The 14907-nt window shown below is 70.7% G+C and carries 13 protein-coding genes; 6 read left to right on the top strand and 7 right to left on the bottom strand.

Annotated elements, in window-relative coordinates; translation table 11 throughout:
• Nucleotides 1-110 precede the first annotated feature (110 nt).
• Together ACFUJR_RS25475 and ACFUJR_RS25470 are read right to left on the bottom strand one after the other, a co-directional pair.
• Nucleotides 111-638 carry an NUDIX hydrolase family protein gene (locus tag ACFUJR_RS25475; protein WP_383175142.1) on the bottom strand — a complete coding sequence of 176 codons (528 nt, stop codon included), beginning with the start codon at nucleotides 636-638 and terminating at the stop codon, nucleotides 111-113.
• Between the two features lie 196 nt (nucleotides 639-834).
• Nucleotides 835-1530 (bottom strand): MOSC domain-containing protein, encoded by a 696-nt coding sequence (locus ACFUJR_RS25470; protein ID WP_383175091.1) that lies wholly within the window; start codon nucleotides 1528-1530, stop codon nucleotides 835-837.
• A 368-nt stretch (nucleotides 1531-1898) separates the two neighbouring features.
• On the opposite strand from ACFUJR_RS25470, the gene ACFUJR_RS25465 reads away from it, so the two are divergent.
• A complete protein-coding gene (locus tag ACFUJR_RS25465) occupies nucleotides 1899-3731 on the top strand; it encodes a CAP domain-containing protein (protein ID WP_383175094.1) in 1833 nt (610 codons plus the stop codon).
• Between the two features lie 55 nt (nucleotides 3732-3786).
• Here the strand turns inward: ACFUJR_RS25465 and ACFUJR_RS25460 are convergent, their stop codons facing one another.
• Nucleotides 3787-4215: a hypothetical protein gene (locus ACFUJR_RS25460; protein WP_383175096.1), complete on the bottom strand. Its 429-nt coding sequence runs from the start codon at nucleotides 4213-4215 to the stop codon at nucleotides 3787-3789.
• 133 nt (nucleotides 4216-4348) lie between these two features.
• On the opposite strand from ACFUJR_RS25460, the gene ACFUJR_RS25455 reads away from it, so the two are divergent.
• From ACFUJR_RS25455 to ACFUJR_RS25440, 4 genes are all read left to right on the top strand, one after another.
• The gene (locus ACFUJR_RS25455; protein ID WP_383175099.1) at nucleotides 4349-4783 is read left to right on the top strand and encodes a VOC family protein; all 435 of its coding nucleotides are present in this window, start codon (nucleotides 4349-4351) and stop codon (nucleotides 4781-4783) included.
• Between the two features lie 672 nt (nucleotides 4784-5455).
• Complete coding sequence (locus ACFUJR_RS25450) at nucleotides 5456-6868, top strand: family 2B encapsulin nanocompartment shell protein (protein WP_383175102.1); 1413 nt, start codon at nucleotides 5456-5458, stop codon at nucleotides 6866-6868.
• A 351-nt stretch (nucleotides 6869-7219) separates the two neighbouring features.
• A complete protein-coding gene (locus ACFUJR_RS25445; RefSeq protein ID WP_383175105.1) occupies nucleotides 7220-8572 on the top strand; it encodes a family 2 encapsulin nanocompartment cargo protein terpene cyclase in 1353 nt (450 codons plus the stop codon).
• A gap of 17 nt (nucleotides 8573-8589) precedes the next feature.
• Entirely contained in the window at nucleotides 8590-9483 is an 894-nt protein-coding gene (locus ACFUJR_RS25440) for a geranyl diphosphate 2-C-methyltransferase (RefSeq protein ID WP_383175108.1), read from the top strand.
• 282 nt (nucleotides 9484-9765) lie between these two features.
• Here the strand turns inward: ACFUJR_RS25440 and ACFUJR_RS25435 are convergent, their stop codons facing one another.
• A complete protein-coding gene (locus tag ACFUJR_RS25435) occupies nucleotides 9766-10188 on the bottom strand; it encodes an acyl-CoA thioesterase (protein ID WP_383175111.1) in 423 nt (140 codons plus the stop codon).
• 94 nt (nucleotides 10189-10282) lie between these two features.
• Entirely contained in the window at nucleotides 10283-10516 is a 234-nt protein-coding gene (locus ACFUJR_RS25430) for a hypothetical protein (protein WP_383175114.1), read from the bottom strand.
• A 208-nt stretch (nucleotides 10517-10724) separates the two neighbouring features.
• On the opposite strand from ACFUJR_RS25430, the gene ACFUJR_RS25425 reads away from it, so the two are divergent.
• Entirely contained in the window at nucleotides 10725-11810 is a 1086-nt protein-coding gene (locus ACFUJR_RS25425; RefSeq protein ID WP_383175117.1) for an S-(hydroxymethyl)mycothiol dehydrogenase, read from the top strand.
• A 185-nt stretch (nucleotides 11811-11995) separates the two neighbouring features.
• Here the strand turns inward: ACFUJR_RS25425 and ACFUJR_RS25420 are convergent, their stop codons facing one another.
• Nucleotides 11996-13753 carry a lysyl oxidase family protein gene (locus ACFUJR_RS25420; RefSeq protein ID WP_383175120.1) on the bottom strand — a complete coding sequence of 586 codons (1758 nt, stop codon included), beginning with the start codon at nucleotides 13751-13753 and terminating at the stop codon, nucleotides 11996-11998.
• A 289-nt stretch (nucleotides 13754-14042) separates the two neighbouring features.
• Nucleotides 14043-14907, bottom strand: an 865-nt coding sequence (gene puuE, locus ACFUJR_RS25415) for an allantoinase PuuE (RefSeq protein ID WP_383450742.1), incomplete at its 5' end; no start/stop codon positions are given.

Genomic DNA, 14907 nt, shown 5'->3' with positions numbered 1-14907 from the left:
GTCGACCTGGGGCGAAGAGGTTGCCGAACCGGGAGAAAACGGGGCGGGTCGCCCCCCCCTCTTCCAGGAGCCGGCCCCGCCGTCGCCGTCACCACGGGTGCCTGGCGAGGTCAGTAGGCGTGTCCCACGTGCGCGAGCGCCTGCTTCAACAGCACCCCTTGGCCGCCCGGCATCTCACCCTGCACAGCGGGGGAGGCCGCCTCCTGCGGGCTAAACCACACCAGATCCAGCGCGTCCTGCCGCGGGCGGCAGTCGCCCGCCACCGGAACGATGTACGCGAGGGACACCGCGTGCTGGCGCGGATCGTGGAACGGTGTGATGCCCGCCGTGGGGAAGTACTCGGCGACCGTGAAGGGCTGGAGGGAAGCGGGAACGCGGGGCAGGGCCACCGGACCGAGGTCCTTCTCCAGATGGCGCAGCAGCGCGTCACGGACCCGCTCGTGGTGCATGACTCGGCCGGAGACCAGCGTACGGCTGATCGTCCCCTCCGCACCCATCCGCAGAAGCACTCCGATGCTGGTCACTTCGCCGTTGTCGTCCACGCGCACAGGCACGGCCTCGACGTACAGGATGGGCATCCGGGCCCTTGCGACATCAAGCTCGTCCGTCGTCAGCCAGCCGGGCGTGGTCTCGGTCATGTCAGACATCGCTTGATCATACTTTCCAGGTCGGGTTTCAGCCCAGATCGCGTGTCTGCCAGCCGGGTGGGAAGACGGGCGGGTGGCATGAGGGGCGCCGACGCCAAGCCGCTCCACGGCCGGTCCGCATCGCGGTGCCGGCCGCGCACGAGGCCGACGCACGGACCCAGGACGCGGGGGGGCGTCCGCGGTTCTGTCAGGGCACCAGGTACGGAGCCCCCACGATCCAGCCGCCGCGCACCGGCTCCGGCCACTCCTCGTCGGTCAGCCGGACCTCGTCGCCCTCGGCGACGGTGCCGGGCGAGGCCACCCAGCAGTCCAGCGCGAACGTCCCTTCGTACAGCCGGTGGATGTCACGCAGCACGTCGTGGTTCCGCTCGCCCGTATCCGGGTCGACCGTCGTCATGACGCAGCGGGACCGCAGCTTGAGGACGCCGATGACAGCGCCACCGATGCGCAGCGTACGGCCCGGCCAGTCGCGTTCGGCAAGGCCGGTGACGCCGCCGATCACCAGGTTGGAACGGAGCCGGCGCGGGTCGTGACCGAGGGCCTGCGCCGCCCCGTCGGTGATGACGGTCAGGTTGAGGACGTCGAACCTCTCCCGGCCGGTGTAGTGCACGGCCTCCGCGTCGGCACCGGCCGCGCCCCGGATCAGCGCCGCCGCCTCCGGGCCGTCCCACGGGTGCCCGTCGACGAGCACGCCGCCGTCGTCCGACGTCGTCGCCGCCAGGCCGAGCAGCCGGGAGCGCACCCGCGCGGTCAGCAGACCGCGGGAGTCCCGCACGTGGATGTGCCGGTCACCGGTCAGGCCGTTGTCGGTGAGGTCGACGCTCTTCAGCTGCTCCCCGCGCATGGACTTGACGGGGAATCGCCAGATTTCTCGAAGGTGCACGTGAATCTCTCTCGGGTCCCGGGCCGGCGCTGTCAGATGGAGCGGACGGACGAGCACGGCGAACCGGACCTTCCGCTTCGGGGCGGCGCGTATGCCGTACGTGTCGCGCCCGCGGTCATTCTCGTGCGGGCCGGCCCCGATCTCCAGTGCCTCCCGGGACACCCATGGCCGACTTCCTGCCATGCGTGACGTGGTCGGCCGAGTTCGGTATCGACAACAACCATCACGGGAGGCGCAGTTGCCCGCCGTCGGAACGCCGTCCAGGACGAGTGACCTACATCACGTCGTGGCGTACCCGTTTCCCGTTATCCGAAGGCCGCGCCGGCGTCTCCCAGGTGCCGACATCTTCAACAGGCAGGACAGACAGCGTGAATCAGGGCATAGCTACGGAGCCGGGACACCATACGGAGCTGGTCAGGGCGGCGCAGTACGGCGACGCCTGGGCACGGGACCACTTGGTCGCCACCCATCTGCCCCTGGTCTACAACATCGTCGGGCGCGCGCTGAACGGACACCAGGACGTCGACGCCCTCGCACACGCGACGATGCTGCGGGCCCTCGACGGCCTGCCCGGCCTTCGGGACCTGGAGGCCTTCCGCCCCTGGCTGGTGGCCATCGCCGTGGACGGCGTCCGCAGGCACATGCAGCACACCCAGCTCCTCGGCGACACCGCCGTACCCCCCGTTCCCGGCCCGGACTTCGCGGACGCGACCGTGGGACACCTGTACCTGACCGGGCAGCAGCGCGAGGCCGCGGAGGCGGCCCGCTGGATCGAGCCCGAGGACGCAGACCTGCTGGCGCTGTGGTGGCTGGAGTGCGCCGGAGAGCTGAACCGGTACGAGGTCGCCGCGGCCCTGCAGTGGTCCGTCGAGAACACGGCCGTACGGGTGGAGGGGATGCGCGCGCGGCTCGACGCCGCCCGGGTCGTCGTCGGCGCACTCGCGACGAACCCGCTCTGCCCCGCCCTGGGGTACGAGGCGGGGACCTGGGACGGCCGTCCCTCCCCTCTCTGGCGCGAGCACCTGGCCCGGCACGCCGGCGGCTGCGTGCACTGCGCCGCCCGCTGGCGCGGCCTCGTGCCGACGGAGACCCTGCTGGCCGGACTGCCGCTGGTGCCCCCGCCGACGCAGCTGCTCATGGGACTGACGGCTGCCGAGAACCAGACCTCCTCCGCGCATACGGGGTACGCATCTACGGTGGCGCAGCCTCTCGTGGACGGAGCGGGCAGCCACGCTCCGGCCGCCGAGGCGGATGATGCCGGTCAGACCCACCTCATCGGCCAGGTCGATCTCACGCGGCCGTACGCATCGGGCGAGCCGCAGGAGGCGCACTCGGCGTGGGCGGGGCCCGGTCCACGCGCCTCCCGGAACGCGCGCCGTCGACGCCGCCAGGAGCGCGAACGCAGCCGCCGCAAGGTCGCCGTCACCGCGGGGATGGCCGTCGTGGCCCTCACCGGCGGGTCCTTCTACCTGAGCGGGGGACGCGGGGGAGAGGGGGAGATCCTCGAAGCGAACCGCGCGGCGGCCCCGGCCCCGGACCTGCCGCTCGCGCAGGAGCCCAACGGTCTCACCGCGACCCCCTCGACGGTTTCGGCATCGGCATCGGCCTCCGCCTCCGCCTCGACGTCGGCATCGCCCAGCGCCAGGACCACCACCACCGCCTCGCCACGCCCCACGCGCACCGCCACGTCCGAACCGACGAAGACGGCCGCCCCCGGCACCTCGTCGCCCAAGCCCAAGACCACGCGGCCCGGAGGAGGCTCCGGCGAGGGCTCGGAGACCGGGACGGGAGCGGGGAAGCAGGGGGGCTCCGGCTCGGACTCGGTCGCCGACCGGGTGATCAGCCTCGTCAACGCCGAGCGCGCGAAGGCGGGATGCGGCCCGCTCTCGGCGAACGCGACCCTGACCAGGGCGGCCCAGGGCCACTCCGACGACATGGCGGCGCGCGACTACTTCGACCACACCAACCCCGACGGCGACGGACCCGGCGAGCGCGTCACGGCCGCCGGGTACCCCTGGTCGACCTACGGCGAGAACATCGCCATGGGCCAGAGCACCCCGGAGCAGGTGATGGACTCCTGGATGAACAGCCCGGGCCACCGCGCGAACATTCTCAACTGCGACTTCAAGGAGATCGGAGTCGGCGTCCACAACGAAGGCGGCCCCTACTGGACCCAGGTGTTCGGCGCCCGACGAGGCTGACGGTCGTGAGGCACAGGCCGGCCACCCACGGTGGCCGGCCGCCCGCCGCACCGGTTCAGGCCGGCGGGCGAGAGGCGGACGAGGAGTCCGCCGCCCGGAGTCGAGCGAGCTCCGCCACGACCCGGTCGCGGAGAAGCTCGTACTCCTCCCGCAGTCTGTGCGGCTCCGTCGCGGGCGGACGGTGAATGACGACGCCTTCGGTGACCGTCTCCTCCGGCCCGAACTGCTCACGCGTGAGGTCGATCTCCACGCCCAGAGCCAGCCGGTTCCACCAGTGGTAGTCCACACGCTCGCCGTCGACATGGACCTCGCCGCGCATCAACTCCCCTCCCAGCAGGTCGTTGAGTACCAGCGCGGTCACGCCGCACTGGTCCCGGGCCGGGTTGACCGCGGTCCAGCGTGAGCGGTACTCGGGCGTGCACGTCTCGGCACTCCAGCTGCTGCGAACGGCTTGCTCGATGTCGGTGAGAAGCAGTGGTGTCATGCCGTTGATCCTCCCAGCGGCCACGGACAGCCGTTCGTCGTGCCGGTGTCGGTGCGCGGTGCGAGGATGGCGGGGCGCTCCGGGAGCCCCCCGGGGGCAGGGACGTGGCAGGTTTCGAGCGGTCGGAGGCGGCATGGCCAAGGAATTCCAAGTGACGTACGACTGCGCCGATCCGGGCGCGCTGGCGGCGTTCTGGGCTCAGGCGCTGGGCTATCGCATCGCGCCGCCGCCCGAGGGCTTCCCCGACTGGACGGCCGCCCTGACCGCGTGGGGTGTGCCGCCCGAGAACCACAACGACCGGTCGGCCATCACGGATCCGGACGGCCGGGGGCCGCGGGTGTTCTTCCAGAAGGTTCCCGAGGGGAAGACGGCGAAGAACCGTGTGCACCTGGATGTGCGTGCCGCGCCCGGCCTGACCGGGGACGAGCGGATGGCCGTGCTGGAGGAGGAGGCCGCCAGGCTGGAGGGGCTGGGAGCGAAGCGGCAGTACCGGCTCGAGCCCGACGGCATGGACGAAGGGATCATCGTGATGGTGGACCCGGAGGGAAACGAGTTCTGCCTGGACTGAGGGCAGGGCGCTGGGGCTCGAGGAGGCTGGTGCCGAACGGCGTCGCGGGCGTGGACCCCCTCACGGATCACCGGGGTCACCTCAGGTCCGGCCGGGGGCCGTGCCGCCAACCACGGTCGGCGCGCGGCCCCTTCGACGTGACGTCGTGCCCGTCGGTGGCCCCGGAGCGCTGGGCTGAGCCACCGACCCGAACGACCCGAACGACCCGAACGTCTCGAACGCATCCGCGAGCAGGCGGCTCCGGCGCCGACGAGGCGAGCCCTCCACGATGGCCGGATCGCTGCGCCCGCTTCATGCCGGGCGTCGAGCTGAGCGCTCGAACCCCCACGCCCGCCTGCGGGCGCCCGCCGCGCGGGTGACACTCCGCCCGTCAGCGAGCCGGGCCCGAGGACACCTTCCCGGTGGCGCGTCAGAGCCCTGCCTCGCCCGTGTCCGGATGTCGTCGATCCCCGGGGTAAACACCGTGTCGAGCAAGATCACTGCATCTGGGTAACCATGCGGTCTGCCGGGGCGGGCCGGTCTTTCCCGACGTTACTGTTCCACGGGATCTGCAGGAATTCCCGGTACGGACCTCTTCCTCCTCTTCTCTCCCCCTTCTTCTCCGTATTCCTTCTTTTCACCGGTTGGCGCGTGTGCACGCCGATCACCGCCTCGCGAAGGAGCGCTCGCCCGATGACTGTCGAGACCAGCCCGGAAGCGCAAGTAGAGCCGCCCCGGCCCTCCAGTCTGAGTACTGCGGCTGCCCGTAACCTCGCCACCACGACCAAGTCCGCCCCGCAGATGCAGGAGATCTCCTCTCGCTGGCTGCTGCGGATGCTCCCCTGGGTGGAGACCAAGGGCGGCGCCTACCGAGTCAACCGCCGGCTCAGTTACACCGTCGGAGACGGGCGCATCGAGTTCGTCCAGGACGGTGCCGACGTCCGCGTGATCCCCCGCGAACTCGGCGAACTCGCCCTGCTCCGTGGCTTCGAAGACGTGGAGGTGCTGGCCGAGATCGCCGGCAGGTGCGTCCAACGGGACTTCCGGGCAGGCGAGGTGCTCGTCGAGCGCGGAACCCCCGCCGAGCACATCCACCTGATCGCCCGCGGCCGCGTCACCCAGAGCGCCGTGGGCAAGTACGGCGACGAGGTCGCCGTGGCCGTCCTCGCCGACGGCGACCGGTTCGGGGACCACGCCCTCCTCGACGGCGGCGGCACCTGGGACAGCACCGCCGTCGCCGCCACCGCGGGCACGCTGCTCAGCCTCGCCCGGCGCGACTTCGACGCCGTGGTGGCCTCGGCGCCCCACCTCCACGCCCACATCCAGCGGTTCAGCTCGTTTCCCCGGCAGCGGCAGAACAAGCACGGCGAGGCCGAGATCGCGATGTCGGCCGGCCACGTGGGCGAAGCCCGGCTCCCCGGCGCCTTCGTGGACTACGAACTCAAGCCCCGCGAATACGAACTGTCCGTCGCCCAGACCGTCCTACGGGTGCACACCAGGGTCTCCGACCTCTTCAACGGGCCGATGAACCAGGCTCAGGAACAGCTGAGGCTCACCATCGAGGCGCTGCGCGAGCGCCAGGAGGACGAGCTGATCAACAACCGGGAGTTCGGCCTGCTCGCCAACGCCGACTTCAAGCAGCGCGTCCAGACGCATTCGGGACCACCCACTCCGGACGACCTCGACGAGCTGCTCTGCCGCCGCCGCAGCACCAAGCTCTTCCTCGCCCACCCCAGGACGATCGCGGCGATCGGGCGTGAGCTCAACGCCTGCGGTCTCTACCCGGACACCGTCGAACTCCACGGGGAGCGCGTCCTCGCCTGGCGTGGAGTCCCGATCCTGCCCTGTAACAAGATCCCCATCAACGAGGACAACACCAGCTCGATCCTCGCCATGCGAACCGGCGAGGACAACCAGGGCGTCATCGGCCTCCACCAGACCGGTCTGCCCGAGGAGTTCGAGCCCGGGCTCTCGGTCCGCTTCATGGGCATCAGCGAGCAGGCCATCACCTCGTACCTGGTCACCACGTACTACTCCGCCGCCATCCTGGTGCCCAACGCGCTCGGCGTGCTGGAGAACGTACAGATCGCCCGCAGGCGCGACTAGGGCATGCACGACGGACCCAGGCCCGGGCCAAGGACGGCGCCGGGGGCCGGCGCCAGACCGAGAAGGCCTGGCGCACGTCGTCTCGCCGCGCTGCCACGGCGCCCGAACAGCTCGGACGCCACAGCGCACCGGCGCGGGCGTCGCGCGCTGACCGCCCCGAGCTTCGCCCTGCGGCCCGGGCCGGAAGTCCGAACCGCGAGCCGGGCCCCGGCCCGCAGCCCAAGCCCCGATCCCGATCCACAGAACACCCCTGGACGAGCGCCCGGCGGGCCACGACGGCCCGGACGCACCCGGTCCGGGCGCGCGGGTCCGGAACCAGGGGCAGCCCACCCACTCACCAAGGAGCCACGGATGCCCGATCCCGGGCTTTCCCCTCTGCAGTCGAGCCTGCCCACCGCCGCGGCCCACTTCGGGGCCCACCTCCTCGCCACCACCCTCGCCTCCACCGACACGCCGCCGCCCACGGCGGACACTCCGCACGTGCCCGACGCGGCGCCCGCTCTCCCCGGCCCGCCCGCCCCGCTCACCCTGCCGCTCCCCGCCGCGGCGACAGCCGCAGGGCCCGCCCCCGACGCCCCGACCGAAGCCGCGTCCGCCGCCGTGGCCGGCCAGGCAGAGCCCGCTCTGGAGCGGATCCTCCGCGGACCCAGCGGCCTGGGCACGGCAGGCCTGCACCTGACCCTGAGCGAGGAGGCACTCCCCCCGGCGCCCGGCGCACCGGCGGAAGGCACTCCCATCCCCGGCCTCTACTTCCACCCGGTGGCCGAGCCCGACCCCGTACGCGTCGAGGAAGTCAGCCGCAGGATCAAGTCATGGGCCGTGGACGAGGTCCAGGCGGTTCCCGAGGAGTGGGAGGACCAGTTCGACGGCTTCTCCGTCGGCCGCTACATGGTCGCGTGCCACCCGGACGCGCCCACCATCGACCATCTGATGCTCGCCACACGGCTGATGGTCGCCGAGAACGCCGTCGACGACTGCTACTGCGAGGACCACGGCGGCTCACCCATCGGCCTGGGCGGCCGGCTGCTGCTCGCGCACACCGCCCTCGACCCGGTGCACACCACGAAGGAGTACGAGGGAGCCTGGGCCGACTCGCTCCACGCGGACGCTCCCCGGCGCGCATACCGCTCCGCCATGGAGTACTTCCTCCAGCAGGCCACTCCCTCCCAGGCCGACCGGTTCCGGCACGACATGGCCCGCCTCCACATGGGGTACCTCGCCGAGGCCGCGTGGGCCGAGACCGACCACATCCCCGAGGTGTGGGAGTACCTGGCGATGCGCCAGTTCAACAACTTCCGCCCCTGCCCCACCATCACCGACGCCGTCGGCGGCTACGAACTCCCCGCGGACCTGCACGCCCAGCCCGCCATGCAGCGGGTCATCGCGCTCGCCGGAAACGCGACCACGATCGTCAACGACCTCTACTCCTACACCAAGGAGCTCGCCAGCCCCGGCCGGCACCTGAACCTGCCCGTGGTGATCGCCGAACGCGAGAACCGCTCCGAGCGTGACGCCTATCTCAAGGCCGTCGAGGTCCACAACGACCTGATGCACGCCTTCGAAGCGGAAGCCGCCGCGCTGGCCGCCGCCTGCCCCGCTCCGAACGTCCTGCGCTTCCTGCGCGGCGTCGCCGTCTGGGTCGACGGCAACCACTACTGGCACCAGACCAACACCTACCGCTACAGCCTGCCCGATTTCTGGTAGATACAAAGGAACCATCCATGACGCCTGAGCTCACCACCACCTCCGTCTCCACCGCTGCCGGCTCTCCCTTCGTCCCCTCCCCGGCCTCCCCCTACCAGGGCGACATCGCCCGGTACTGGGACCACGAGGCGCGGCCCGTGAACCTCCGTCTCGGCGACGTCGACGGGCTCTACCACCACCACTACGGCATCGGCGACATCGACCACGCCGCCCTCGGTGACCCGGCCGACAGCGAGTACGAGAAGAAGCTGATCGCCGAACTCCACCGCCTGGAGTCGGCGCAGACCGACATTCTTCTGGACCACCTCGGCGCCATCGAGGGGGACGACACCCTCGTGGACGCCGGCTGTGGACGCGGCGGCTCCCTTGTCATGGCCCACCAGCGGTTCGGATGCAAGGTCGAAGGCGTGACCCTGTCCGCCAAGCAGGCCGATTTCGCCAACAACCGCGCCCACGAACTCGGCATCGGCGACCACGTCCGCGCCCGCGTCTGCAACATGCTCGACATGCCCTTCGAGACCGGGCAGGCCGCGGCCTCGTGGAACAACGAGTCGAGCATGTACGTCGACCTGCACGACCTCTTCGCCGAGCACTCCCGCATCCTGGAGGTCGGGGGCCGCTACGTCACCATCACCGGCTGCTGGAACCCGCGGTACGGCCAGCCCTCGAAGTGGGTCTCCCAGATCAACGCCCACTTCGAGTGCAACATCCACTCGCGTCGCGAGTACCTGCGCGCCATGGCCGACAACCGCCTCGTCCCGCAGGCCGTCATCGACCTGACGCCGGAGACCCTGCCCTACTGGGAGCTGCGGGCCACGTCCTCGCTGGTCACCGGCATCGAGGAGGCGTTCATCAACTCGTACAAGGACGGCTCCTTCCAGTACGTCCTCATCGCCGCCGACCGCGTCTGACCCCACCGCCCCGAGGGGCCGGGCCCGCCGCCGACGCGGGCCCGGCCCTTCGGTACGCCGCGACCCCAGGCGGTCAGCTCCGCGAGGCGGATTCCCCGACCGGGGAACCGCTGCCCCGACCCGCTGCCGTGACCCGGGTACCCGGGTGGGCGAGCGCGCACACGAAGAGAGCGTTCTCAGGCCCCGCCTACGGCAGAGAGAGGTCTCCGCTCGGCCGTGCGGGTGCGCGTCGGTGCGGGACAGAACAGGTGGTCTCCCGTGCCCGGCAGGCCGGGGCGCCGGTCAGAGGCCGAACTCCTCCGGGGACGCGGCCAGCTCACGGAAGCACGCGCGCGGATCGGCGACCAGCTTGCGCGCCTTCAGGTCCAGCAGGCCGCCCACGCCGGTCACCTCGGCGGCCACGGTACCGTCCACCTTGCGGATCGTCTGCTCGATATGGAAGGTCTTGCCCTCGCCCCAGACGAATGCGCAGGTGACCTCCACCTCGTCGCCGGCACGCAGCTCCCTCAGGTACCGCACCGTCACCTCCAGGGCCACCGGCCCCACACCCTTCTCCAGCAGATCCGTCTGCCGGATGCCGCCCTTCTGCAGCAGCGACCAGCGGGCGTGTTCCGCGTACTGGAGGTAGACGGCCTGGTTCAGATGGCCCTGGGTGTCGGTCTCGTACCCGCGTACGACGACCGGTACGGAAAACGGATCTGCCACGGTGTTCCTCTCGACGTCCCCAGGCAACCGCCTGGCGGCACGCGGAATCCTACGAAGGCGGCTCGCGGGGCGCTCGCCGCGGGGTTGTCGGGGTTCAGAGGATGTGGATGCGTTCGAGGGCACCCTCGGTGTCACGGATCATCAGGGCGTGGCCCTTGGCGCGCTCGCTCTCGACGAACCCCAGGAGCAGGATGGCCCGGTTGATGACGTCCGCCTTGCTGACCCCACCGGCCGCGACGAGTTCGGCCACCGCCGTCACGGCGGGAGGGCAGAGCGTCACGGAGAGCCGTTCGCTGTCGGGGTGGGAGGGGAGCTGATTCACGGTCATGATGCCTTCCGGGTCGTATGCCGATCCATGCACCACGATGATACGGATCCGGTGCGCAAGCGCATCAGACTTGCACCGCACCCGCACCTCGAAGCTGCCGGGGAGCGCCCTGTCCCGGAGACGTGACAGTCACGGCGTCGGACGAAACGCGCCATCGAGGCAGCACGGCACACCATGAACGGGAGGAGATGGGGGAAGAATTCGCCCTATGACACAGCAGGTTCAGGGCGTGGTCGTCCTCGGCAGGAACGAGCCGGTACGGGTGGAGACGGTGCTGGTGCCGGATCCGGGGCCGGGTGAGGCAGTGGTCAGGGTGCAGGCCTGCGGGGTCTGCCACACGGATCTGCACTACAAACAGGGAGGCATCAGCGACGACTTCCCGTTCCTCCTCGGCCATGAGGCCGCCGGTGTCGTCGAGTCGGTCGGCGACGGCGTCACCGACGTCGCGCCGGGCGACTTCGTCGTCCTGAACTGGCGTGCCGTGTGCGGACGTTGTCGCGCCTGCCTGAGGGGACGCCCCTGGTACTGCTTCGACACCCACAACGCACGCCAGAAGATGACCCTGGCCGACGGCACGGAACTCTCGCCCGCGCTGGGAATCGGAGCGTTCGCGGAGAAGACGCTGGTCGCCGCCGGACAGTGCACCAAGGTCGATCCCGCCGTGTCACCGGCCGTGGCGGGTCTCCTCGGCTGCGGAGTCATGGCGGGCATCGGTGCCGCGATGAACACCGGCGGCGTCGGCCGCGGCGACACCGTGGCGGTCATCGGCTGCGGCGGCGTCGGGGACGCGGCGATCGTCGGAGCGCGGCTGGCCGGCGCGGCCCGGATCATCGCCGTCGACATCGACGACCGCAAGCTCGAGACGGCGAAGACGATGGGCGCCACCCACACCGTCAACTCACTCGCCTCCGATCCGGTCGACTCGATCCGCGAGCTGACCGGCGGCTTCGGCGCGGACGTCGTCGTCGAAGCGGTCGGGCGCCCCGAGACGTACAAGCAGGCCTTCTACGCCCGCGACCTCGCGGGGACCGTCGTTCTCGTCGGCGTCCCCACCCCGGACATGAAGCTCGAACTGCCCCTGCTCGACGTCTTCGGCCGCGGCGGAGCCCTGAAGTCGTCCTGGTACGGCGACTGCCTGCCCTCGCGGGACTTCCCGATGCTGATCGACCTCCACCAGCAGGGCCGTATCGACCTCGGCGCCTTCGTGACGGAGACCATCGGGCTCGACGACGTGGAGAAGGCCTTCGCCCGCATGCACGAGGGTGACGTGCTGCGCTCGGTGGTGATCCTGTGAGCGGTGCCGGCCACGCCGCGCACCTCGTCGCCTGAGACTGCCTGAGACTGAGACTGAGACTGAGACTGAGACTGAGACTGCCTGAGACGCCGGAGCGGCGGTGGGGCAGTGGACGTGAGAAGGCCTCCCCGGGGCGAGAGAGCCACAGGGAGGCCTTCGGGTGGCCGCGTCCTACGGACGTACCGTCAGTTCGCGTTCACCAGGTCGTGCGCCGGCACCTTCACCGTGCGCTTGCCCGGCTTGCCGCCGAGCACGACCTTCCGCAGGGCGCTGTTGTTGGCGGTGTTGGTCTCCTTCAGCCGGTTCTCCGGGTTGGCCAGCACCTGGATGTAGTACGTGCCGTTGGGTAGATCGGTGATGTCGAAGGACTGGCCCGGCAGGTCCTGCGTGTAGGTGTCACCGGAGCCGACGTCCAGGACCTCACGGACGGAGATCGAGTTCTCCTGGCCACAGGCGGTGGCCAGATCGGTGTTGTACGGGTGCCAGTTGGCGTTCTTCACCGTGTAGTCGACCGCGTCGGTATTGGCGAGGCAGAAGGCCTCCTTGCCGCTGCGCACGGTCTCCTTCTTGTCCGCCTTCAGCAGCCGGTAGCTGGCGAAGTCGGTGAAGTGCCAGTGCACGTGACCGGGCCGAGGATCCCATTCCATGGTGCCGGTCGGGGTGTAGCCGACCTGCTTGCCCTTGGCGTCGTAGAAGTACTGGTAGGCGTCCATCTTGGCCTTGCCGGGCGAGCGGAATCCGTCCACCACGAGCTGTGCCGGGCCGGCGTTCCAGACGTTGGCGCTGAAGGCCAGGTAGTCCTTTCCGGGAACGTCCTCATAGCCGTCGCTGATGGTGATGCCGTAGGCCGGCAGCGACCGCAGATCAGGCTTGGGCACGTCAGGGACGGAGGGCTTGCCGGTGGGCCGCTTGGACAGCGGTCCCAGGGCGGGCGCCTTGCGTGAACCGTCGGTCTGGCCCCCGGTGTCGCCGACCTCCGTCGCACGCGCCGCCGCCTGCTGCTTCTTCAGCGCCCACGGCAGGGCGGGCGGGGCGGCCTTCAGCGGGCCGTGACCCACGTTGTACGAAGGACCCGCTCCGCTCGTCAGCGCCGCGGCTGCCTGGGCGGGCGTCGGCGCGTGACCCGGCCCGTGGCCGGCGTGCGCTGCCCCGGCGGCAGGCGCCTGGTGGGAGGCGCCGTGCCCGGCGTGCTCACCGGGGTTCGCGGTCCGAGCCGCGACGCCGCGGCCGTCCTCGTAGCTGCGCTCCTCCACGGTCACCTTCACCGTGGCGGGCTTGTTCGCGATGCCGAACAGATCACGGTACTTCTTGGCGACCGAGACCTTGGCGGTGTACGTCCCGGCCGCCAGCTTGACCGGCTGCGTGTAGGAACCCGCGTAGGTGTTCGCGGCCCAGCCCTTCTCCACGCCCCACACGGACCCGAGCGTGAAGGGATTGGTCGGGCAGCTCTCCGGATACTTCGAGGTGGCGGGAGCGTCGGGCCGCACGCGGCCGCTGGCGTTGTTCGGGCAGAAGCTCTCGGCACGGCTGAGAACCCGCTTGCCCGCCTTGTCGGTGACGGTGATCACCGCGAAGCCCGGCAGCCCGGAGAAGTCCTTCACGGTGCCCTTCGGCAGCGCCTTGGCCCTGGCCTTGCCGCCCTCGAACACGGTCTGGGTGATGGTCACCGGGTCCTTGTAGGACTTCCGGGTCACCTTCAGCTCCAGCGGCGACCCCTCCGCCGTGAGGTAGGTGCCGAGATCCAGGTAGACGCCCGGCTCCTCCTTCCAGGAGGTGAGCGTGATCGAGTTGCTCGCCGCGATGAGGCTCAGGCTGGGCCCCGCCGCGGCCTTCGCCGACTTCGACGTCGTGGCCGCGAATCCGGCCGTCACGGCCATGACAGCGATGGCCGTGGTGCCCGCGAGCAGCGGACGCCGCAGTCGGGTGGTACGCGTTCTGGTCATCGTTCCCTCGTCTTCCGGGTGCTGTGAGAAGGAAGCGGGCAGCGGCCGTTCACGGCTACGACAGAGGACGACCGCCTCCTTGCGCGGTGAGAGGAGAGGATCGGAAGCCCGGTTGTCCGCAGAGGGGAAATCGACGCGACATTGGCCGGATAGTGCCGTTACGGAGGAAAACGGACCGCCTGCGTCACGGCAGCGGTCGTGGAGCAGGGGGAACTCCCATACCGCGGAAGGGAAGTTGAGAGTGAGCCCCCGCCGACACGGTCAAAGCGACGTGACCGGCGTCCGAGCCTCAGCGTCGCGGCGGATGCGTGCCGAGCCAGTGACGTGCGATCTGCTCGCGCGTGGCGATCCACGCCCCGCCCCGCTGCGCGACATGCCGCAGGAAGCCGTCGAGCGCACGAATGCGGCCCGGCCGGCCGATGATCCGGCAGTGCAGGCCGACACTCATCATGCGCGGCCGGTCGGCGCCCTCGGCGTGCAACGTGTCGTACGTGTCGATCAGGTACGCCAGCATGTCGTCGGCGGTCGTGAAACCGTGGACGAGAAGGAACTTGAAGTCGTTCGCGTCGAGGCTGTACGGGAGTACGAGATGCGGCCGTCCAGCCGCCTCGACGTAGAACGGCAGATCGTCCGCGTAGTCGTCACTGCCGTAGAGAAAGCCGCCTTCCTCGGCGACGAGGCGCCGTGTGTGCGGGCTCGTCCGGCCGGTGTACCAGCCCACGGGCCGACGCCCGACGAGCCGCTCGATCGTGGCGACCGAACGTGCGATGTCGGCCCGCTCGACGTCCTCGGGCACATGCCGGTAGTCGATCCAGCGCCAGCCGTGGCTCGCCACCTCCCAGCCCGCGCCGGCCATGGCCCGCGCCGCATCAGGGTTGCGCGCCAGCGCCTGAGCCACGGCGTGGACCGTGAGCGGGGCGCCGTGCGCCGTGAGCGTACGGTGGATGCGCCAGAAACCGGCGCGCGAGCCGTAGGCGAACATGGACTCCACGTTCAGCTCGCGCCCGCCGACCACCGGCGGCGCGCCGACGATCTCGTGAAGGAACCCCTCGGAGGCGGGGTCGCCGTCGAGAACGTTCTGCTCGCCGCCCTCCTCGTAGTTGAGGACGAGGCTGACGGCCACGCGGGCGCCGCCGGGCCAGGAGGCATGCGGC

It is taken from the genome of Streptomyces sp. NPDC057271, assembly GCF_042668715.1.
Taxonomy (GTDB): Bacteria; Actinomycetota; Actinomycetes; order Streptomycetales; family Streptomycetaceae; genus Streptomyces.
Note: the sequence above shows the minus strand (reverse complement) of the source record. Positions and strands in the feature narration are given on the sequence as shown.

Bases quoted from the DNA above. Each gene is read 5' to 3' on its own strand.
- ACFUJR_RS25425 (WP_383175117.1), top strand. From the start codon at position 10,725: ATGACACAGCAGGTTCAGGGCGTGGTCGTCCTCGGCAGGAACGAGCCG.
- ACFUJR_RS25430 (WP_383175114.1), bottom strand. From the start codon at position 10,516: ATGACCGTGAATCAGCTCCCCTCCCACCCCGACAGCGAACGGCTCTCC.
- ACFUJR_RS25440 (WP_383175108.1), top strand. From the start codon at position 8,590: ATGACGCCTGAGCTCACCACCACCTCCGTCTCCACCGCTGCCGGCTCT.
- ACFUJR_RS25450 (WP_383175102.1), top strand. From the start codon at position 5,456: ATGACTGTCGAGACCAGCCCGGAAGCGCAAGTAGAGCCGCCCCGGCCC.
- ACFUJR_RS25455 (WP_383175099.1), top strand. From the start codon at position 4,349: ATGGCCAAGGAATTCCAAGTGACGTACGACTGCGCCGATCCGGGCGCG.
- ACFUJR_RS25475 (WP_383175142.1), bottom strand. From the start codon at position 638: ATGACCGAGACCACGCCCGGCTGGCTGACGACGGACGAGCTTGATGTC.
- ACFUJR_RS25460 (WP_383175096.1), bottom strand. From the start codon at position 4,215: ATGACACCACTGCTTCTCACCGACATCGAGCAAGCCGTTCGCAGCAGC.
- ACFUJR_RS25445 (WP_383175105.1), top strand. From the start codon at position 7,220: ATGCCCGATCCCGGGCTTTCCCCTCTGCAGTCGAGCCTGCCCACCGCC.
- ACFUJR_RS25420 (WP_383175120.1), bottom strand. From the start codon at position 13,753: ATGACCAGAACGCGTACCACCCGACTGCGGCGTCCGCTGCTCGCGGGC.